Source organism: Pseudoalteromonas citrea (genome assembly GCF_000238375.3).
In the GTDB taxonomy this organism is placed as follows: Bacteria; Pseudomonadota; Gammaproteobacteria; order Enterobacterales; family Alteromonadaceae; genus Pseudoalteromonas; species Pseudoalteromonas citrea.
On record NZ_AHBZ03000012.1, the window covers coordinates 410,519 to 432,879 of the forward strand.

The window sequence follows — 22,361 nt, forward strand, 5'->3', positions numbered from 1 at the left end:
GATTATTGCCAGAAAAATGCCATCAATCACTATAGATTATCTATCACCCCACTATTACAGCGACTTTGCCCAGTCAATGGGGTTAAACAAATAATACTGTTGTAGCAAGCTAAAAAGCTCTGGATCATAGCTTTTTAGCTCATGTGGTTTTTCTATAAATGTTTCTGTCACTACCGCAAAAAACTCCGCTTCATTGGTTGCACCATAACTGTGGATCACATGTGGCATTTGATACGCTACGTGACTTTTTAAGTTGCTATATGCACGTTGAAACACCTTAGCCCAATGTGTGTATTGTTCACGACTTATGAGCGCAGGGGTGCCGTTAGTTTGACCCGTTTGTTGATCTAACTGATGAGCAAACTCATGAAATACCAAATTATGGCCATCTCCAGGTAAACGGTTTCCCTCTAAAACATCATGCCAGCTCAATACTAAAGTTCCGCCAGGCCAAGATTCCCCTTGCCGTATAGAGGTGTGATAGTTCACTAATCCTGCACCATCTTTGCTGGTTTGAGGAACGTAATAACTGCTGGGGTAAAGTAGTACCTCTTTGACATTTGGATATAGTGGCCATGGTTTATTCAATACAAGTAAACACGCGTCCGCCGCAACCACCAATTCCATTGCCCGATTTACTTTAAGTCCATCACGACCAAGAATACGCTTTTCACCTAAAAACCATACAATATGGCGCTCTAATGAAGCCCTGTCTTTATCCGTCATATGCCGATAAATCGACATGTACTTAAGTAATACCGCTTTATCGTTACGCGATAAGCCATGCGCGCGGTATTTTCTCTTCCATAAAGAATGTTGGATCATACTCCAACGCCAATAAACCAGCACAAACACACCCAATGCAAGCAATAAAACACTGTTAATTATCATATTGAATACTTATTCGCCTTTTTAAATTAAGTTGGTACGAACTGCAGTGTTTTCAATATGTATTTGATAAAATCAAGGCACACTCACACGCTAAATAACAAAAGACTTATCATGACTCACCTACCCATTGAAGCGATAAAGTTGGAATTTTTGAATACCATTGCCCACTCAGATGTGATTGTGAGCGCGGCAACCGGTTCAGGTAAGTCAACCTGCTTGCCCTTGTGGGCTAGTCAATCTGGTAGGGTTCTCGTCATTGAACCCAGACGAATTGCCTGCACGTCTTTAGCTGAGTATTTAGCCCAGCAAAGTGCGCAGCCGATCGGTGATAAAATTGGCTATGCCATCCGCTTTGAAAGCCATTGCAACGAAGAAACAGAAGTTGTCTTCGTTACTCCTGGCGTAGCACTTCGTTGGTTTTTTGAAGATAAGCTCAGTGAATTTAACATTGTTATGCTTGATGAATTTCATGAGCGACGCTGGGATATGGATTTGTTGTTAGCAATGCTAAAACAGCATGACCAGCACCGCCTTATTGTCACGTCTGCCACATTAAATACCGCGCAATTAGCCGCTTACTTGAATGCGAAAATACTCCAAAGTGAAGACAGTATGTATCCAGTCGATGAGCAGTTCATTGCAAGTAACAGCCGAGCGATGCCTAGCAAAGATCAGCTAGCCGAACGCGTTATTAATGCCTGTCAGCAAGCAATACTAAAAACATCAGGCGACATACTCATCTTTCTACCCGGAAAGGCGGAAATACAAGCTTGTGCATCTGCAGCAAAGAAGTTAAATACACTTGTCGTGAGTTTATATGGTGGTTGCTCGGCACAACAGCAAGAATTGGCGCTATCAGTGCAATCACAGCAAAGACTCATTTTTGCTACTAACGTCGCCGAAACGTCGCTAACGATACCAAATATTAGTTGCGTAATTGATTCAGGGTTAGAGCGGCGGACCCACTTGCGTGGTGAAAAAACCGTTCTAGGTCTTGATGCTATTAGCATTGATTCAGCAAAGCAGCGGCTAGGCCGTGCAGGGCGTACTCAAGATGGGTTATGTATTCGTCTTTACGGCCAACATGCTCCTTTGATCACGTCGACACCACCAGAGGTCCTGAGAGAAAATCTTACTGAGCTGGTACTAGCGGCATCTTGTTCTAGTCAAGGCATTGACTCATTAAAGTTTATTGAAGCACTGCCGCTTAAATCAAAACAAGCATCGGTTGCAATATTAACCTCGGTAGGCGCCATTGACCAACAAGGTAAGTCAACTGACTTAGGTCGGAGGTTATACCCTCTGCCTATCGATATCGAGCTGGCATACCTCATTAATTCAATGCCAAACAGTTCACTTAAACAAGCCATGGTTGATATAGCTGCACTACTAAGCGTTCCAGCAAGGGTTTACCAACTACCAAAGCAGCAAGAATTAATTGAATCACTCAACCAACAACTCCCAAACGCATGTGACTTAGAATTGGCTATTGGGGTGATAAGAGGCAAAGTGATTGACGTTTTTATCGAGCCTCAAGCACTCAGTGAAGCCATACAATTTAGCGAGTTGCTTCGTAGTTCATTTGACTTGCCTGAGCTAAAATATGCAGCTAGTTTCCGGCACAGTGACTTAGTTGAAGCTATCGCTTATGCTAAACCGACTTCGGTTTACATAAAACGCCAAAACCGACGTGGTGCATTTGGCAATGGCTCTATTGAAGTTGTCCCAGCAAAGGACTCCCGAATTAATACACAATGTAACGCAATGCTGGTACTCGATACCTACGCACTTGCAGGTAAAGGTACCAAACAAGCTGTGACACTTGCCATGCTAAATGCACCACTGCCAATTTCATTAATCTGCAAATTAAATCTAGGAGAGCACACCTTAAGTAAAGCTGAGTTAATAGATGGTGTAATCATTATTAATTCAATACTCTCTTACTGTGGAGTACAAATTAGCGAGAAAAAGCTAATACCTCAAGGTGAGGTGCTGCTTCGTGCGTGTTGCGAGCTTATATTAAGTGACAATCTATTTATATCAGTAGGAAAACAAGTAAAGGAGAGTATTATATATCACTCACTATATAACCAAGCTAATAATATAGTTGAAGAGCTTCCCACTCCTGAAACTCATTTATATTGTACACTAAAAAGTCTAGGAGTCGAAAAGCAACAAGATTTAGAGCTGATTGAAGCGACCGATTTAATATATCAAGGTTTAGAGGATTGGGTAGTTTCAGCATTTATTGAAAAGCACCCTCTCACTGTTCAATTGAATGACTTAGTATTGGACGTTGAGTATCATTTTAATGCTAAGCGAGTCACGCTGCATCACAGACATGGAAAAAGAAAAGACTTACCAAGACGTTGGGAGTTACCATCATGGCTAGGATTAAGTATAAAATACAAAAAAGCAAGCAAAATCGTCAACATAAATTGAAATACAATTATGAAATTACAAGGCAAAGGCTTAGTAAATAAAACATAATATTTAATTTATATTAAAAATAAAAACCTCACTTTCGTGAGGTTTTATTTAATTAAATAGTTATAAATTAATAACTAAATATTTAGAATGTGTAGTCAGCCTGGATATACAATGTACGTCCATATGCATCAGCATAACGTGAGTCATAGCCAACTTGGTGACCAGCATCACCGTTGAATGACATAGGAGGGTTTCTATCAAACAAGTTCTTAACACCGAATGTTAGATTTGCATTGTCGCCATACGCGTAACCTAAACGGTAATCAAATAGTGTATAAACAGGTACGTATTTTTGGATTAAATCTCCATCAACAACCTCTGATACATCATCAGCTAGAGACACTCTGAAAGCAGTACCTACAGCAGCATCTCTATAACCACTGCGTGTACGTATGTTCAAGCTATGCGTAAAGTCACCATGTGTAAGAGTGTTATTCACTGTGATAATGTTACGAAAAGCAACTTGCTCATCTTCACCAACTTGGCCAAGGCTCGTATTCCACTCATCAGTTGTACCAACTTTCAAACTACGGTTCTCAAGTAAGTAAGTACCTTGTAAAGACGTTTTTAATGTACCGAAAGAGAATTCGTTTGTTAAATCGAATTGCCAATCAATACCTGATGTATTTGACTTACCAACGTTTTGAGCTGAACGAACGATTGCAATTTCTCTATCACCAGTACCTCTGTCGATCTTAGTCACAAATCTATCTGCATACGTTGCTGAATCAAACCAGATTTGATTTGGTTCTAAGCGACGTACTTCGTTTGTCATCTCAATGTTCCAGTAATCAATACCGAAGCTAGTACCTGAATCGCCAGCCCATACAAAACCAACTGAGTACTGCTCTGACTCTTCTGGAGAAAGCCCTACGTTACCTTCACGGTACATATCGTACTGAATTTTTTCAGGGTTACAGTATTGCTTAAGTGGGTGATTAGTTGCACCTAGAAGTTCATTACAATCATATGCACCTGATGACACACCAAACTCTAGACGAGGCGCAGCAATTTGACGCATTGTCGGTGCTTTAAAGCCGGTGCCATATGATGCACGAACCAATAGCTCATCTGTTGGACGGTAAGATGCGCTGATTTTATACGTTGTATCATTTACATCATCACTCACATCTTGGTTACCAGTTCTTAGTGAGTCAGTAATACCGCCGATGTTATCGTAACGAATTGAACCCGAAACTTCTAGGTTCTCAAGCACTGGAACAATCAACTCCGCAAATGCACCATAGCCTTCACGCTCTAAATCGAACTCAGTGCCTGCAGCTTCAAACAACACGATTTCTGCGTTTTGGCCTTCACCGTTTGTAAGAGAGTATCCAGATTGACGGTAATCAAAACCTACACCAAGGTAAACAGTACCTGCGTCAATATCTGCAAGTGCACCTGATAACTTACCTTCAAATGATAGCATTGATGTATCTGTTGTTTGCCAAAGACCACTGAACATAGTGTCAGCAACCATTTTACTCTGTTCGTCAGAAATATTTTCTGGCGCATCAAAGATATCAATCTCACCAGATCTAGCTAGCGCTAGGAATTCTTTTTCTAGTGGGAAACCGGTAATACGTGTTTCTTTTCTTTCCGTTTCGCCACTTGTTACTGCTACATCGTATGCCCACTCATTGATTTCGCCACGTAACCCAGCAACAAAATGATGTGATACGGTATTGAACTCAGTTGTACGGTTACCGCCTGGCAGCGTACGCCAGCGAGCATCAACGCGAACCAAGTCATTTAATACCTTATCTTCAAGGTGTGGAATAACATTTGTTTGTACTATATCTGACTCTGTTGGTAGCGTAAACACATCGGTTGGGTAAGGTGCAATACGAGCGACCAATGCAAAATCAGTGTATGAGAATGAAGAATAAGCTTCAGTCGTATCATTGACTTCAGCAATACCACTTAGGAATAATGCAGTACGCTCTGTCTCTGGTTGAATTTGCAGTGTACTCGTGAAGTCAAACTGACAAGCTGTACCTGACGGCGCGCTTGTTTCGTGACATGTGCCACCATTATTTTTTGCATATGGATTGAAAGACTGCGTAGCCGTAACATGTCTCTTATTGCCATTATCGTCAAGAATGAACTCGCCTGTATCTTCATCTGTTTGATAAACAAAGTTATTATCTTTATCACGTGTATTATAAACAGCATAAGCATTAGCTGGAATCGCATTTACAGAACCTGCAGCGGCTAAATATTGCTCACCGCCATGCTCGAAATTAAGGAAACCCGTTTTTGCATAATCTCGGTCAACAGAACGAAGGCTATCTTGCTCGTCGTAACTTAGTGATGCCAAAATATTGAAACCGTCTGAACTTAGGTCACCAAAACCAGTTGTTATTGAAAAGGTTGAGCTTGACGTATCTTGAGGCTTGTCATAGCGCGCACTGATTGTTGTCTCTTGTACATCATCTTTAAGAATAAAGTTTATAACACCAGCGATTGCATCTGAACCATATAGTGCTGATGCACCATCTTTCAGAATTTCAACACGCTTAACTGCAGCCAAAGGAATGTTATTCACGTTAACTGAGCCACCTGAATCGGATGCAGGCATGCGGCGACCGTTAAGTAGTACAAGTGTGTATTGTGAGCCTAAGTTTCTTAATGAAGCAGACTGCGTACCGCCACCACCACCACCAACTGACTCACCAGCAGTAGTAAAACCCTGCATTGAAGGTAAAGTCGCTACAAGATCAGCTACGGTTGTAACACCTGTTTTTGCAATATCAGCTGCACTAATAACATCAATTGGCAGTGCGCCTTCTAGGTCCGTACGCTTGATAGATGAACCAGTAACTTCAATACGCTCAACTTCATCGTTTGTTGCAGCAATTGTATTTGCAGAAAATACGGCAGTAGAAGCTGCACCAAATGCGAACGCTAAGCGAACCGCTTTTGAAACTTTACTATTTAACATTTTATTTCTCCCTGGATCAATGAAATTTAAACCATTGATTTATATGATTTTTATTTTTTTGTTGAAACATAAAATTAATAGTACCTATATTTCAACTGACCGACATACTAATCCTTCAAAAAAGGCTTGGTCAATACCTATTTCCCTCAAGGAGATACATAGAGGTCACCAAAAGCACCAAAAAACAAAATAATACCTTTGCAAAAGTAAAGAAAATAACAACACAAAAAAGTAAAAAACCAAAAAAAAACCAAAAAATTTGAAAAATATAGATAGAAAATAAAAAAACACAAAAAAAGAAAGGAACAATCATTGCGTTTTGCTGAAGTAAAAAAAATGCAATAGTTTCGTTTATAGATACGGAATAATGGAGGGTTTTGTAACTAAAAGAGTGAAAAATAGAATTTCAGTAAATAAATAAAAAAAAAACCTCACTAAAGTGAGGTTTTTATACAATTAACCAATCTAGCAGTTAAATAATTAACGATTGCTTAGAAAGTGTAATCAGCTTGAACATAGAAAGTACGTCCGTATGCATCAGCATAACGAGGATCGTAACCCACTTGGTGTCCAGCTGAACCATTAAATGTTAAAGGTGGCTCTTTATCAAATAAGTTCTTAATACCGAATGTGAAGTTTGCATTGTCGCCATATGCATACCCTAAGCGGTAATCAAATAATGTATATACAGGAACTTGCTTTTGAATTAAGTTACCATCAACTGTTTTAGTTACATCGTCGGCTTCAGAAACTCGGAATGCTACACCTACCGCCGCATCTCTATAACCACTACGTGAACGAATGTTCAAGCTATGCGTAAAGTCGCCATGCGTTAAAGTATTGTTCACACTAATAATGTTACGGAATGCAACTTCTTCATCAGGTCCCACTTGGCCAAGGCTTGTATCCCACTCATCAGTAGTGCCTACTTTCAAGCTCTCATCTTCAATTAAGTATGTACCTTGAACTGACGTTTTTAATGTACCAAATGAAAATTCGTTCGTTAAATCAAAGTGCCAGTCAATACCTGACGTATTAGATTTACCTACGTTTTGAGCTGAACGTACGATTGCAAGTACCGTATCACCTGTACCATTATCAATCTTTGTAACAAACTTATCTGCATACGTTGCTGAATCAAACCAGATCTGGTTTGCTTCTAAGCGGTTTACTTGGTTCGTCATTTCAATGCTCCAGTAGTCAATACCGAAACTTGTTCCTGAATCACCAGCCCATACAAAACCAGCAGAGAACTGTTCTGATTCTTCTGGAGATAGATTTGCATTACCTTCACGGTATACGTCATACTGGATTTTTTCTGGGTTACAGTACTGCTTTAGAGGGTGATTAGTCGCACCTAATAGCGCGTTACAATCATAAGCCGTTGATGTTACACCAAACTCTAAACGCGGCGCACCGATTTGACGCATTGTTGGTGCTTTAAAGCCTGTACCGTATGATGCACGAATTAATAGTTCATCCGTTGGACGGTAAGATGCACTGATCTTATACGTTGTGTCATTTACGTCATCACTTACACTTGTGTTACCAGTGCGCATTGAATCAGTAACACCACCGATGCTATCGTAACGAATTGAACCTGTAACTTCTAAGTTTTCAAGTACTGGTACGATAACTTCTGCAAATGCACCGTAACCATCACGATCTAAGTCAAACTCAGTACCTGCTGATTCAAATAGTACGATTTCATCGTTTTGACCTTTGCCATTAGTTAGTGAGTACTCTGATTGGCGATAATCAAAACCAACACCTAAATAAACTGTACCAGCGTCCAGATCTGCAATTGCGCCTGACAATTTACCTTCAAGTGCTATCATTGAAGTATCTGTTGTATCCCATAAACCACTGAACATTGTGTCAGCAACCATTTGACGTTGCTCATCAGACAGGTTTTCCGGTGCATCAAAAATATCAACTTTACCTGACGTCACAAGTTCCATGAATGGTGTAGTTAACGGATAACCTGTTATACGTGTATTTTCTTGCTTTGAATCACCCGCTGTTAGAGCAATATCATAAGACCATTCTTCAATCTCACCACGTAGGCCAGCTACAAAGTGACTAGTTTGCGTACTACGCTCATCAGTACGGTTGCCACCTGGCAGTGTACGCCAGCGTGCAGCAACACGTGTCATATCCGCTAATACGTCAGCAGGAAGGTGTGGAATAACATTTGTTTGTACAACACCAGAGTCTGTCGGTAATGTAAATGTACCTGTTGGGTAAGGCGCAATACGTGAAGTTAATGCAAAATCAGTATACGAGAAAGAAGAATATACTTCTGTCGTATCGTTAAGTTCAGCTACACCGCTTAAGAAGAAGCTTGTACGCTCTGTTTCCGGCTGAATTTGTAATGTGCTTGTGTAGTCAAACTGACAGGCAGTACCAGACGGTGCGCTTGTTTCATGACATGTGTCATTATTATTTTTTGCATATGGGTTAAAAGAATGCGTTGCCGTCACATTTCTCTTATTGCCGTCAGCATCAAGAATGAACTCACCTGTTTTGTCATCTTTTAGATAAACAAAGTTACCATCTGCATCACGCGTATTGTAAGTTACATAAGCATTACCAGGGATCGCATTTACAGAACCTGCTGCAGCTAAATACTCCTGCCCACCATGCTCAAAATTAAGGAAACCTGTCTTTGCAAAGTCACGGTCTACAGATTGAAGGTTATCCTGCTCTTCATAACTAATTGAAGCTAGAATATTAAAACCGTCTGAACTTAAGTCACCATAACCAGTCGTTAATGAAATGCTTGAACTTGACGTATCTTTTGGCTTGTCAAAACGAGCGCTTACAGTCGTATTTTGCACGTCATCTTTTAAAATAAAGTTTACAACACCGGCGATAGCATCAGAACCATATAGCGCAGATGCGCCATCTTTTAGGATTTCAACACGCTTAATTGCAGCCAAAGGAATGTTATTCAGGTTAATTGTGCCACCTGAATCGGAAGAAGGCATACGACGACCGTTAAGTAGTACAAGTGTGTACTCAGCGCCTAAGTTTCTTAATGAAGCAGATTGAACACCACCACCACCACCACCAACTGACTCACCAGCAGTAGTGAAGCCCTGCATTGAAGGCAATGTTGCGATCAGGTCAGGTACACTTGTTACACCTGTTTTTGCGATATCAGCAGCGCTGATAACATCAATTGGTAGCGCGCCTTCTAAATCTGTACGCTTGATTGCTGAACCTGTAACTTCAATACGTTCAACTTTTTCATCGCCTTCTGCTGCAACTGTGTTTGCAGAAAAAGCAGCTGTTGAAGCAGCACCAAATGCGATAGCTAAACGCACCGCTTTTGCAACTTTTTGATTTAACATTTGTATCTCCCAGGACCACTTGTTAGTAGCTTGTAATTTTTCGGGCTTAAGCCTCTATATTTAATTGCACAAAAGCAACATTCACCATGAATATTAAACAAGGCGTGACGTAAGCGTCAACACTAATTATTTAATAATTCACAATTACCGATAATAAAAACAAACAAAACCACAACAAAATACCAACAAACCAATGATATTAAAAAGAAAACCCCCCCTGAGCTGTTAACCTAAAAAAAACATCATCGCAGCCGGGTAGCATGCGTAAAATTGGGTAAATCTGCTTGTTTACGTAATGTTCATAGTCTATCGGCGAGATCAAAAAATCCACAGAAGGACCGCCCACAGTCATTACATAGGTTACTTTTTGACCTTTTCTGTACTTTACTGAAGGGTTTCTCATCATGTGAATTCGAGCAGCTTTGACGTGTGGAGGTATATTTTTTGTATACATTTCGACCTCTCTACCTAATCGTTTCGAATAAAGCAACAGATCATCAACTTCACCTGATTTGATACGGTTGACATAGCGTTCCGTTATTTGCAACACATCTCGATTTTGAAAAAAAGCTGTAAATAAGTCTCTTTGATAATTTTGTGCAACCTTGGTCCAGTCACTCCTAACTGTCTCCATACCTTTGTAAATCAACTCTTGCTTTCCCTCTCTTTCTACTTGACCAACGTAGCGCTTCTTAGACCCTTTTTGCTCCCCTCTAAGTGTGGGTAAAAAGAATGGGCTATAATGAGTTTCAAACTCAATTTCTAAGTAGCTTTGTAAATTAAAATGCTCCGCGCAATACGCTTGCCAAGCATTATTAATAAAGTCAGTAAGGTGCTTGCCAACCTCATTACAGCGGCTAGCATTCCAAGCAGGGGGAAGGCAAACAAACGTTGAGTCTGTATCTCCGTAAATAACATCGTATCCTTGCTCTTCAATCCAAACCTTGGTTTGCTGCATAATTTCATGGCCACGTAATGTTATTGAACTGGCAAGCCTAGGGTCATAAAAACGACACCCTGTAGAGCCCAAAACACCATAAAAGCTGTTCATTATGATTTTTATAGCTTGAGATAGCATAGGATCACTGTCTGCCTTTGCCTGCTGACGCGCGAGCAGAAGGCGATCAACCAAATCAGGCAGGTGGTGCTCAGATCTAGAAAAGGCGCCACCATTAAACCCACTTACTGCGTCATAAGGGTTAGCTAAGCCTTTAATTAAACCCAGAGGATCAATCAAGAATGTGCGAATAATTGAGGGGTATAAACTCTTAAAATCGAGAACAATTACGTTTTTGAATAACCCCGGAGTCGACTCCATAACATAGCCCCCTGGGCTATCAAAACTTAATCCATGTTCTCCTAAGTTTGGGGCGACATAACCGCTGCGATGTAACAGCGGTAAGTATAAATTCGTGAATGCCGCAACAGAACCACCCATTCGCTCCAGTTCTAACCCTGTCAACCGTGTGCGCGCGACTGCAAAATCCAATAACTTTAACTTGTTAAATATTTCCAGTACAAGTCGGCAGTCCTGTATATTATATTCAGCCAAACTTTGCTTATCTTCATTAAATTGACGAACAATTTCTTCGAGCCTGTCATTTTGCTCAATTAATTTTCCTCGTCCTAAGACCTGTTGGGACACTTCTGATAAACGAAAACTAGCAAAGTGATAGGTCGCATTCTTTAACGTATCAATTCCATCGATAACAGCTCTACCGGAAATGAGCACGCGAACATAATTGCCTTTATAGATGTGAATAGGCTCTTGATCGCGCCCTAAGACTAAATCAATGCCAAGTGCATTGGCTCGCTCAGCAAGCACCACACAATCAAACTCTATGATATTCCAGCCAATGATAATATCTGGGTCTAGCGATTTTACTTTCGCCATTAAAGTGACCAAAAGCGCAACTTCATCTTCTACCCATTCAATGTACTCAGCGCTTTTTTGAGGCTCGCCAATGATCACCACCCATTGCGTTTTCGCAGTCACTAAGCCAACAGAAAACAGCACGCCGTCACCACTACACTCGATATCAAGAGATAAAACTGACAGTTTTGGAATATAATGCTCATTCGATTTTAGCTGAGCGTTTGTTACCTCAGCATACCCGTCCTTATGAGTCGAAATACCTTTAACCCAGGCGCCACCTCTAATAAAGCGTTCCATAAGAAATCGATCGCAATGTCGAATATCCTCTTCATACAAAGGTATCGTTGGTTTTAAAAGTTGCTTAGCAAGAAATTGTTGATGTGAGCTTTTAAAGTAACATGCATACATACGCTCGGTGTCAAAATGCCGTAAAGTGACTTGGCGAATATCGGTAGGCAGTTTATGTTCCTGTAGTATATTGTTCGCTTGGGTAATATCTCCTGCCCGAATAAAAAATAAAGTAGACTCATCTTTTATGATCACCTTACAGACGCCTTGGTCTGTTTTAAGCCAGTAGCATAGTTGAAGTTGACCTTTATGATTATTCTGTTGGCGTGATAATATAAACCCAGGGTAGACAGCTTGTGTCAAACCAATTCCCCATCTAAAATAACGCTCGATACTGTAAGTATATACATATATATAAATTTAGGCGATTAACATGCTCTCAGATGCATTGAAGAAAACAATTCGGCAAACTCATCAACATATATCCGATAATTTAGAGGGCTACCACCCTCGTGCTAGTCAAAATTATCTTGTCGCTGAAATCGCTAAAACGTTGGCAGGCGAATATCACAAGTCACAAAAAATATGCGTTGTTGAAGCAGGCACAGGCACTGGTAAGTCTCTAGCCTATTGCCTAAGTGCTTTGCCTCTTGCATTAGCTAAAAAGAAAAAGTTAATCATTTCAACTGCCACTGTTGCGCTGCAAGAGCAATTAATAGAAAAAGAGCTGCCTTTTTTTAAAGAGCACTCAGGCTTGGACTTTAAGTTTGACCTTGTTAAAGGCCGACAACGCTATGTCTGCGTGCAAAAGCTCAATGCTGCATTAAGCGAAGATATGGTTCAAACGTCTATGCTGCCAACCTTGTCATCGCCTTTATCTGATATGGAGCAAAAGTGTTTAAGCGATCTACAAAACGCTTATCAAAATAAAAAATGGCAAGGAGATAGAGATAGCTGGGCAGATACCATTCCCGATAAGGTTTGGAATCTTATTGCGTGTGACAAACACGCCTGTCAACGTCAAATGAAGTCTCACCATTTATGCCCATTTCACCTAGCGCGACAAAAAATGGCACAAATGGATGTACTCGTCATTAACCACGCGCTTTTGCTTGCCGATTTAGAGCTAGGAGGCGGAAAAATATTACCCGAACTTGACGACTCGTTCTATGTGATTGATGAAGCGCACCACCTCCCACATATTACACGTGATTTTTCATCTGCCGCAGCAACCATAAAAGGCACAATAGATTGGCTAGATAAGCTGCTAAAATTTAGTGGGAAAATGTCGAATGTTATTGTTTCACAAAAAGCCATCGGTCAAAACTTTAAACTCAATGATGCAGCCAATGATGCCAATAAAGATTTAAGAGTCGTCAGAGATATTTTAGATAAAGCAGACTTTAATTATAACGATGACGATACGTTTCGCTTTGAGCATGGTGTGGTACCTGAGTCGTTAACCGACAAAGCGAAAGATATTAGCGACGCAACCCTTGATGCACTTCGTGCTCTGTCAAAAATGCATGATGCGCTCACGCTCGACGTCAGCGATGGTGATGTAAAACCCTACCTTGCAGATCCTCTTTTAACTGAAAGTGGTTTGTATATAAACCGGCTAGAGCAGCTGAACAAACTTTGGTTTAGCTATGCGAGTAAAGGCGAGAGTACGCCTCATGCACGTTGGATAAAACGCTTAGAATACAAACACCACCACGACCATTTACTCTGCGATTGCCCTATTGAAGTTGGCTATTATTTAAAGGATAAACTTTGGCAAGAGTGTGCAGGTGCTGTACTTTGCTCTGCAACTTTAAGTGCAATGGGGACTTTTGACCACTTTTCAAAAGAAAGCGGGCTACGTAACGAACCTGGCGTTAAATACATTAAAGCGACATCACCATTTGATTACCCTAATCAAGCAACCTTACATTTGCCTGTTACTGACAAAGAACCAACTGACAAAACATTTAGCGATTATTTGGCAAACATACTGCCCACTTATTTAAATAAAGATGTAGCCAACTTAGTACTATTTGCCTCTTATTGGCAAATGGACCACGTTGTAAAAATACTAAGGGCAAAAAACTGGAAGATTCTTGTGCAAGGTGAACAATCTCGCGATAGCCTATTAAAAACACATAAAAATCACATAGACTCAGGTAAAGGAAGCGTTTTATTTGGCACCCAAAGTTTATCTGAAGGCCTAGACTTACCAGGGCATTATTTAGAAAATTTAATTATAACTAAGATCCCTTTTGCAGTACCCACCTCCCCAATTGAAGAGGCTCAGGCCGAGTTTGTACAAAGTAAAGGCGGGAATCCATTTTTATCAATCACGGTGCCTGATGCAGCAAAGAAATTAGTCCAAAGCTGTGGTAGACTGCTGCGCAAAGAATCGGACTCTGGCCGCATAACGGTGCTTGACAGACGCTTAGTTACAAAACGATATGGCAAAGCCATGCTGGATACACTGCCACCCTTTAAGAGACAAATTGATTGATCTATGTTTGAACTCGCACTTGACCCAATGACTTGGGGATTACTATGCCTTGTTGCACTTGCTGCTGGCTTTATAGACGCCGTTGCTGGCGGAGGGGGGATGCTCACCGTGCCCGCATTACTTACAGCAGGCTTACCTCCTCACTTAACACTTGGTACAAATAAACTCGCTGCAAGTTTTGGGTCAATCACTGCAAGTATTACCTATTACAAAAAGCAGTTATTTAATCCTCGATTTTGGGCTGCTTCAGTTTTGGCGACAGCCATAGGCTCTATACTCGGCACAATCTTAGTTGATAGGTTAAGCATCGATTTTTTGAACAAGCTACTGCCTATTATTATTATCGTTGTTGCTTGCTATAGCCTGTTTGGTAGCTTGAGCCCGACTGAATCGCATACACTGCCCGCCAAAAATAACGCACTGAAGGTTAAGCAATGGTTGCAAGGACTATGCCTTGGCTTTTTCGATGGTTTAGCTGGCCCCGGTACAGGCACATTTTGGACTGCATCAAATAGTTTGCTGTATAAAATGAGCTTATTGCTAAACTGTGGTTTAGCTCGTTCAATGAACTTTGTCTCAAATTTTATCTCTTTAATTACCTTTGTTGCATTAGGCCATGTTAACTTTATACTTGGTATAACCATGGGCGTATTTTTAATGTTTGGTGCTTGGTTAGGCGCACATTCTGCTATCAAATTTGGCAGTAAACTTATCAAACCTCTGTTCAATACCATTGTTATTATTTTGGCTGGAAAGTTAATAGTCGAGGCCTATTTATCATGAATAATGCTTTGTTAAAACTACATAACCAAGTGGAGTATTTAGCGCAGCAAGCCGAACAATTTGATAATGCTAAGTGGTTCGCAAAAAACCGCTATATTCAAGCTCAACCGAGCTTATTTGACCGAACGGTATTTGCCACAAAAAGCCTGCAACTAACAGATTATGTTGATGAAATAAAAGTCACGCTCACTGCTTTACCTGAACCACAAAAAAGACATGCATATGCCTTTGCCCTTGAGAAAATAGCCACACAAATCGAAGCAGTTATCAAAGTATTAAAATCGACCTCTGTTTGGGCAAAGGAAAATAAAGTCCGCTACCCCAAAAAAACCACACCTTATCGCAATACGGTGAAAAAAATGATACAGAGCTCTCAAGAGCTCTATCAAGAGTTGTCTCAAAATCATGAATTTGAACGCAGGCTTTTGGAGATGGTTGAACTTAGGAAAGTCCAGTTAAATAGCGCGACTCCAGCACAAGCGACATCGCTCAATCAAGAAATTCTAACTCTCCATGCTAGGCTCGGCCGATGTCGAAAAGCAATCTCAGCAGCCGAAGAAAAAATCCAACTGGCTGAAAAGCAACAAACACGTTGATATAACCAGAACCGCTTAACCTGTCTGACCTAGGCTAGGCCCATTCGGTTTTTATTGTGTTAGTCGATAAGCACGTTATTATGGTATAAACTTAACCTAACCAACCCAGTCAGGCGGCGCAATGAAACTACATGATGATGTACATAATTATTATGAAAAAATTATGCTAGATCTGCTCATTGAACGTGGGTTAAGTTCACAATATAGCGATGAAATTATGGCTGATTTTTGCTGTACCATTTTAAATCAACTCCCAGCTCGATATATTCGTTACGATGTAGATATGGCATTTTACTTACCACAGCACGAGCGTATACAAATGGAGCAACGCGTTAACATTGCGATTGATGTTGCCATGAGTCAGGTCGCTAAAAAAAGGAAAACACTTGAATGAGCAATACGCTAGAAGCGGCGCCATCACACATTAAATTAGCCGTTGACTTAATCATGTTACTTGAGCAGCATGAACTTCCTCCAGAACAAGTACTCGCAGCATTAGATATTGTAAAGTCTGATTATCAGCAGAAATTAGAAAATTGTGACACAGCGAAAAAGTAGTATTTAGCCGCTGTGTGTTCGTCACATTAACCACATAAAAAGTTCATGCCTGATCAGTACGATAGTGGTTTTGTGAGATACAGATGACAACACGCTATAAACTCTCCACCTTCTTATGCACCACTTCACTCGTAACGTTTAGCCAAACTTCATTAGCTAATAATTTTGTAGCCTTGGATCTAGCATTACCCGCAAACTTTATTATCAACAACACTGAACCTGTTTTCGATTTCGATGGCGACGGCTGCCTCCCCAGTGCAGGGATTAGTCGTCAAGGGCTACAAAATTCTGGACAATCTACATCCGGTAATTTAGGTTCACAATGTCGAGATGATAGGTTCTTAGAAAGCTCTAATACCTTTCATCGTTACGCTTGCCACACTAACGGTAATGGCCAATTTTGCGGTCACTTTTACGCATTATATTTCAAAAAAGACCAAGTTTTTCCATATTTTGGTGGTGGTCATCGCCATGATTGGGAGTATGCAGCCATTTGGACACATGATGGTATTATCACTCATGGCAGTGCCAGTGCTCATGGTGATCTAGTCACCAAAGCCGCAAACGAACTGCCATTTTACAATGGTCATTTAAAAGTGGTTTATCACAAAGATGGTTTACTTACGCACGCATTTCGCTTTGCAAAAGAACATGAATATGCCGAAAACTTTTATAACCGCTTTGTTACACCTGTTATTGTTAGTTGGTATGAAATAAAAGGTGACGGTGTTAATAATGAAATGCTTAGAGAGAAGCTCAATCAATATGACTATGGCTCTGCCACTTTACCAATAAAAGATAGCCGCTTCTTAATTAACTTAAACAAGTTCAAACCTCAAACCTATCCTATATTCTCTACGGCTGATGTAACTAAATGATTGTGAGGGAGGTTACCCTCCCTCGCCATTGTGTTTATTCATCAATTTATAGTGAGCAAAGAACCGACTATCAGTTTCAGAGTGTTGAGGGCATATAAAATAGCCAACATCATCTCTTATTGGAGTCGGTTGTAAGTGATACCCATCTTCCCAATACAGGACCGCATGGCGTATAAATCCTGAAAAATAAGAATGGTCCCACTCATAATGACAATAGCCATGATGTTCTGATAAATAAGGTGAGTAATGCTTAATTGTTTCTTGTGGCGTATTATTTTTATAGTTCGAAAATGCCTTAGCATCTTGCTCTGCTGTTTTCTCATGAACAAAATATGCTATATCTCTACGCGGTGGTAAAGCTTGAGGCAATCCAAACTTTTCGCTAACGGATGAACATTCAACAACAAGCCATGAAACAAAATGTGCACCAATTTGATGATCCCACTTTAATGCAATGAACATAATCACTCCTTAACGACAATACTGCACTGCTGATAACTCTCACGCCGAAATGTTACAAGATAATTATAATAAACATAACCATACACGCATATTATTAATAATATTTTATCGTTACTTGTTTTAACTCAAAACTCGTTAGTTTTTTACTAACAAAACCACTTACCTTTATAACTTTGTTACAAAAAGTAACGACTGAATGTTTAACTAACAATAAAGCACGACAAATGACATGTTAATTAATTTAAAAAATAATCCTGCTAGTCAATCACTAAAAATTATTCGATAATTAATAGGCTACTGATTAATGGATATCACAATGAACTTAACACGCAGTTCGCTAAAAAATCCAGCGAGTGTAATAGTAATACTGGTACTGATCATGCTTTTTGGCACCATCAGTATTTTTAAACTCCCTTTACAGCTAACCCCTGAAATAGAACAACCTCAAATTACAATATTTTCAGGCTGGCGACAGGCTGCTCCCGAAGAAGTCGAGTCTATGATCATCGAACCTATCGAGAATGCAGTAAAAAGTACTCCTGGAGCACTAGAAGTCAACACAAACATCAGCAGAGGTATAGGCTTTATTACACTTACGTTTGCCGTTAATGCGAATATGCAGCAGGCAATGCTAGACGTGCTTACGAGCCTTAACCAAGCCCCTCCACTTCCTCTCGATGCGATTGACCCAGTTGTCACAGCTGGAGGTAATGGAGGCGCAGGCTCTGGTGGGCCAACTGCAGCAAGTTTAATGGTCGTGCCTTTGCGCTATGACTCAGAATCTCTCGACATGGCGCAATACCAAAAACAAATTGAAGATATTATTGAACCCAGTCTCGCTCGTATTCCTGGAGTTTCTCATGTAAATATGTCTGGCGAACGTCCTCGAGAGCTTAGAGTTACTTTTGATCCTTTCAAAGCCGCGTCCTTAGGCATTAGCCTGACAAATATTCAGCGTACTATTTCTAGTTCAAGTGACGTCTCTGGCGGTGTTTCAGACGTAGGTCGACGCCAATATACCGTTCGTTTTACTGGTAAATATGATGTGGAGTCGCTCAGCGAAATGCGCGTAGGATATTCAAATGATCGACCAATTTATTTAAAAGATATCGCCACCGTCGAAGATACTGTCACCGATAGGCGTGCAATGTCGTTGCGTAATGGTAAACCCTCTTATTATATTACTGTATCTCGAAATAATGATGCAAATACAGTCGCCGTCCTAGATGAAATAAATAACACTATAGATGAATTAAATAATGGCGCGTTACTCGAGGCAGGGCTAGCACTTGAGTTAAGCTTCGACTCCTCGGTACATATTCGTAACGCCTTGCAATTAGTCAAAGGTAATTTAGGGCTCGGTGTTTTATTTGCATGTGGCATTATGTGGCTGTTTTTCAGAGGCTTGAAAACCACCTTAATTATTGCAGCAACCATTCCAGTATCATTGATGGTCGCTTTCTTTTCTCTCAATATTTTTGACCGTAGTTTAAATGTCATTTCACTAGCTGGTTTAGCGTTTGCAGTTGGTCTAGTGCTGGATGCAGCCATTATTGTTCAAGAAAATATTTCTCGATTACGAACGTTAGGTGAAAACCATAGTAAAGCAGCACTAAAAGGGGCAACACAAGTAGCAGGGGCATTGTTTGCTTCAACGGCAACCAGTGTTGCCATTTTCTTACCTATTATGTTCATGGCAGGTATTGAAGGGCAATTATTTTCAGACCTCGCGCTCACCTTATCCATCGCCGTGATCAGCTCATTAGTATGCGCGTTAACCATTATCCCAATTGCCAATAAATTTTGGCCAGAAAAAAAGCCAGCCGTTGACCCGTACAACGCTTATTGGTCAACGCTGACTGCATTTATAAAAAAGATTACAAATACCAGAATAAAACAATGTAGTTGGGTAGTCGGCTTACTCGGTGGATCACTAATAGCAACTTTTACCTTACTACCCAAGACTGATTTTATGCCTCGCGCACCCACTGATGGCTTTTTCTATTCATTAAATATTCCCCCAGGTGCAAATCTCGGTTTTCTGGAGCAAGAAATAGGACAGAGAATTAAAGAACGCCTGAAGCCTTATTACGAAGGAACAAAGCTCCCAAAAGTAAAAGATTACAATTTTTACATTGCAGGCTCTAACGGCGGTGGATTTATTTACTCAGATGACCCTAAACGCGTTGAAGAGCTTATGGAGGTTGCTCGAAATGAAATTTTTCAAGACCTACCTGATACTCACGTATTCCTATTTAGAGGGTCAATGATCCGAGTCTCCAATGGTGGAGACGGTCGAGCACTCAATATCGACTTAACAGGTCCCGACATGGATGAACTCATTAGTGGTGCGAAAGTCGTATTAGCAAAAGTAAAGAGCGAGCTGCCTAATGCAACCGCGCAACCTCAACCAAGTTTAGAAATGGCTGAACCTGAACTGCGCCTTCATCCTAATGACAGGCGCATAACACAAGCTGGCTTAACTCGTGATGAAGTTGCACGTGCAGTGCAAGCATTTACGGGAGGGCTATTTATCAATGAATACTTCAATGGTAATGAGCGCATGAATGTGATTTTGCGTTCTGAGCCTTGGTCATCTCCTGAGCAATTACAGGCATTTCCGCTTGTTACGCCAATGTCGGGAATTCAAACGTTAGGTGAATTAGTAACCGTTGAGCGCACGGTTGGCCCCAGTCAACTGCGCAGGGTTAATGGCAAGCGCACTGTATCAGTAGTAATTACCCCACCCGAAACGATGAGCTTGCAAGAAGCACAAACGATACTCATGGCTGAAGTAATGCCCCATGTAAAAGCCTCCATGCCAGAAAACGTTAGCGTATTATTAGCTGGAAATGCAACTAAGATGAACTCTGCAATTGAAGAAATGACACTGAATTTTATACTCGCATTATTCATTTTATTTTTACTAATGACTGCGCTCTTTAGGTCAGCTAAAGATAGCATGTTGGTACTTTTGGTAATGCCGTTAGCGGTCGCGGGTGGTGTGATCGCCTTGTATTTACTTAACCTATTTACTTTCCAATCACTCGATTTACTGACCATGATTGGCTTTATCATTTTACTCGGATTAGTCGTAAATAACGCCATTCTTTTAGTTGACCAAACTCGCAGTGGTGAGCGCAACGGATTATTGCGTCAAGATGCGGTAGAACAAGCGATTCGATTAAGAGCTAGGCCAGTCTATCTAAGTACGCTAACCAGCTTATTCGGTATGTTACCACTTATGCTTGTGCCGGGTGTTGGCTCAGAAATATATCGTGGATTGGCAACTGTGATCGTCGGCGGTATGGCGATTAGTGCTTTGTTTACTCTCATATTAATGCCTAGTTTATTACTGCTAGGTCGTTCAAAACACCCAAGTGTACCACGCCAAGTTGCACAAAAAGCCCAAGTTATTGACTTGGTTGCGAATAAATAAAGAGGCGCATAATGCATCACACTAAATATTTTCATTTATTTCAAATAACTCGCCTCGCTAAAGCAGCTTTATTAACGAGCAGCTTGCTTTGCGCAGCCGTAAATGCAGCGGCACCTGTCGCTGTAGAACGTATCACTGAAGCCAATTTAGCGAGCCAATTTACGGTACACGGGACTCTCTATGGCAAGCAAGATGTCAGATTAACAGCTGGAGTAAGCGGCCTACTAACGTATGTCGCCGAACCGGGCAGCTTAGTGCATAAAGGGGATGTATTGGCGAAAATAGACACCCTGCCTTTAGAGTTTCAACTCGCTACCCAACGAGAAATGCTCACGAGAGCAAAAATTAACTTACGTTTTCAAAAGCAAGAATTAAGTCGCTTAAAAAAACTCGCTCAGTCTAGTAGTGCCGCGGCAAGTCAAGTTGACCAAATCCAGAATAAACACGACTTAGCACAATCAGATATCGCACTTGCAGAAATCGCCCTGCAGAGAATAGCCGACCAAATTAACAGAGCCACCTTAACAGCACCGTTTTCAGGTGTTGTCAGTGAGCGTTTTATACAGTCTGGTGCAGATGTCAATCGTGCGGATAAGCTCATTAAGTTAATCGACATCAAAAATTTAGAGGCTCGGATCTACATTCCCATAAAATATTTGAACTACATACAGCAAGGGCAATCTCTTCCCATTACAACCACTGACAGCACACCAAGTCAGCCTACCAATTATGCAAAAATCACTGCAATTATTCCTGCCACAGATCCACGTTCTCAGTCATTTGAGATACGCGCAACCCTTGAAAAAGACACCAACTCACTCTGGGCTGTAGGGCAATTAGTTAATATCTCCGTACCTTTAAAAACAAATAATACGTCTTGGCTAGTCAATCGAGATGCATTGATTTTACGTAAAGACGGCGTACATATTGTAAAGATAGACAACCAAAACACAGCTCAGAAGGTCCCTGTTCAAGTAGGTAAAGGTAAGGGTAAGTTAGTGGCAATTACCCCACTCAGCGCAGGTTCATTATCAGTTAACGATACTGTTGTTGTTTTAGGTGCTGAGCGACTGCAAACAGGTCAAAAAGTAGAAGTGCAACAACGAGCGAAAAACAGCAGCTAAGTACTTATTAAGTAAAGTTACTAGCCCAATGAGTAAGTGCTTCCCACCAGCCTTACTCATTTTTATTATAAATTAAAACTATTATAATCATATAATTAAAAACAATTAACCGTCCCCATATTGTTATTTAATCGTTTTTAATTAGCTCTTTTTTAACCAGCACATTAAAAATA

At 40.7% G+C, this 22,361-nt stretch carries 14 protein-coding genes; 9 read left to right on the plus strand and 5 right to left on the minus strand.

Annotation, left to right across the window (positions count from 1 at the left end; genetic code table 11):
• Window positions 1–54: 54 nt before the first annotated feature.
• Entirely contained in the window at window positions 55–888 is an 834-nt protein-coding gene (locus PCIT_RS01985) for a M90 family metallopeptidase (protein ID WP_040697993.1), read from the minus strand.
• A gap of 114 nt (window positions 889–1,002) precedes the next feature.
• Here PCIT_RS01985 and PCIT_RS01990 point away from each other — a divergent pair, with 114 nt between their 5' ends.
• A complete protein-coding gene (locus tag PCIT_RS01990; protein ID WP_010361601.1) occupies window positions 1,003–3,333 on the plus strand; it encodes a DEAD/DEAH box helicase in 2,331 nt (776 codons plus the stop codon).
• 130 nt (window positions 3,334–3,463) lie between these two features.
• Here the strand turns inward: PCIT_RS01990 and PCIT_RS01995 are convergent, their stop codons facing one another.
• The 3 genes from PCIT_RS01995 to PCIT_RS02005 all read right to left on the minus strand — a co-directional run bounded on the left by PCIT_RS01995 (window position 3,464) and on the right by PCIT_RS02005 (window position 12,208).
• Window positions 3,464–6,325, minus strand: a complete 2,862-nt coding sequence (locus PCIT_RS01995; RefSeq protein ID WP_010361600.1) for a TonB-dependent receptor — start codon at window positions 6,323–6,325, stop codon at window positions 3,464–3,466.
• A 491-nt stretch (window positions 6,326–6,816) separates the two neighbouring features.
• Window positions 6,817–9,681: a TonB-dependent receptor gene (locus PCIT_RS02000; protein WP_010361599.1), complete on the minus strand. Its 2,865-nt coding sequence runs from the start codon at window positions 9,679–9,681 to the stop codon at window positions 6,817–6,819.
• 199 nt (window positions 9,682–9,880) lie between these two features.
• Entirely contained in the window at window positions 9,881–12,208 is a 2,328-nt protein-coding gene (locus PCIT_RS02005) for a DNA polymerase II (RefSeq protein ID WP_010361597.1), read from the minus strand.
• A gap of 70 nt (window positions 12,209–12,278) precedes the next feature.
• Here PCIT_RS02005 and dinG point away from each other — a divergent pair, with 70 nt between their 5' ends.
• From dinG to PCIT_RS02035, 6 genes are all read left to right on the plus strand, one after another.
• Entirely contained in the window at window positions 12,279–14,348 is a 2,070-nt protein-coding gene (gene dinG / locus PCIT_RS02010; RefSeq protein WP_010361595.1) for an ATP-dependent DNA helicase DinG, read from the plus strand.
• Between the two features lie 3 nt (window positions 14,349–14,351).
• Window positions 14,352–15,131, plus strand: a complete 780-nt coding sequence (locus PCIT_RS02015; protein ID WP_010361594.1) for a TSUP family transporter — start codon at window positions 14,352–14,354, stop codon at window positions 15,129–15,131.
• On the plus strand, window positions 15,125–15,727 hold the full coding sequence (locus PCIT_RS02020) for a primosomal replication protein (protein ID WP_192992762.1): 603 nt from the start codon (window positions 15,125–15,127) through the stop codon (window positions 15,725–15,727). Before PCIT_RS02015 ends, PCIT_RS02020 begins: the two co-directional genes overlap by 7 nt.
• A 121-nt stretch (window positions 15,728–15,848) precedes the next feature.
• Window positions 15,849–16,121 carry a late competence development ComFB family protein gene (locus PCIT_RS02025; RefSeq protein ID WP_010361592.1) on the plus strand — a complete coding sequence of 91 codons (273 nt, stop codon included), beginning with the start codon at window positions 15,849–15,851 and terminating at the stop codon, window positions 16,119–16,121.
• Window positions 16,118–16,285 carry a pleiotropic regulatory protein RsmS gene (gene rsmS, locus PCIT_RS02030; protein ID WP_010361590.1) on the plus strand — a complete coding sequence of 56 codons (168 nt, stop codon included), beginning with the start codon at window positions 16,118–16,120 and terminating at the stop codon, window positions 16,283–16,285. Before PCIT_RS02025 ends, rsmS begins: the two co-directional genes overlap by 4 nt.
• Before the next feature lie 83 nt (window positions 16,286–16,368).
• Window positions 16,369–17,163, plus strand: a complete 795-nt coding sequence (locus PCIT_RS02035) for an NPP1 family protein (protein ID WP_010361589.1) — start codon at window positions 16,369–16,371, stop codon at window positions 17,161–17,163.
• Window positions 17,164–17,175: 12 nt separating this feature from the next.
• On the opposite strand, the gene PCIT_RS02040 is transcribed toward PCIT_RS02035, so the two are convergent.
• On the minus strand, window positions 17,176–17,625 hold the full coding sequence (locus tag PCIT_RS02040; RefSeq protein ID WP_010361588.1) for a hypothetical protein: 450 nt from the start codon (window positions 17,623–17,625) through the stop codon (window positions 17,176–17,178).
• A 316-nt stretch (window positions 17,626–17,941) separates the two neighbouring features.
• Between PCIT_RS02040 and PCIT_RS02045 the strand changes: the two genes are divergently transcribed.
• Together PCIT_RS02045 and PCIT_RS02050 are read left to right on the plus strand one after the other, a co-directional pair.
• Window positions 17,942–21,064 (plus strand): efflux RND transporter permease subunit, encoded by a 3,123-nt coding sequence (locus PCIT_RS02045; RefSeq protein ID WP_021032336.1) that lies wholly within the window; start codon window positions 17,942–17,944, stop codon window positions 21,062–21,064.
• Between the two features lie 11 nt (window positions 21,065–21,075).
• On the plus strand, window positions 21,076–22,188 hold the full coding sequence (locus PCIT_RS02050; RefSeq protein ID WP_010361586.1) for an efflux RND transporter periplasmic adaptor subunit: 1,113 nt from the start codon (window positions 21,076–21,078) through the stop codon (window positions 22,186–22,188).
• Window positions 22,189–22,361: the final 173 nt, after the last annotated feature.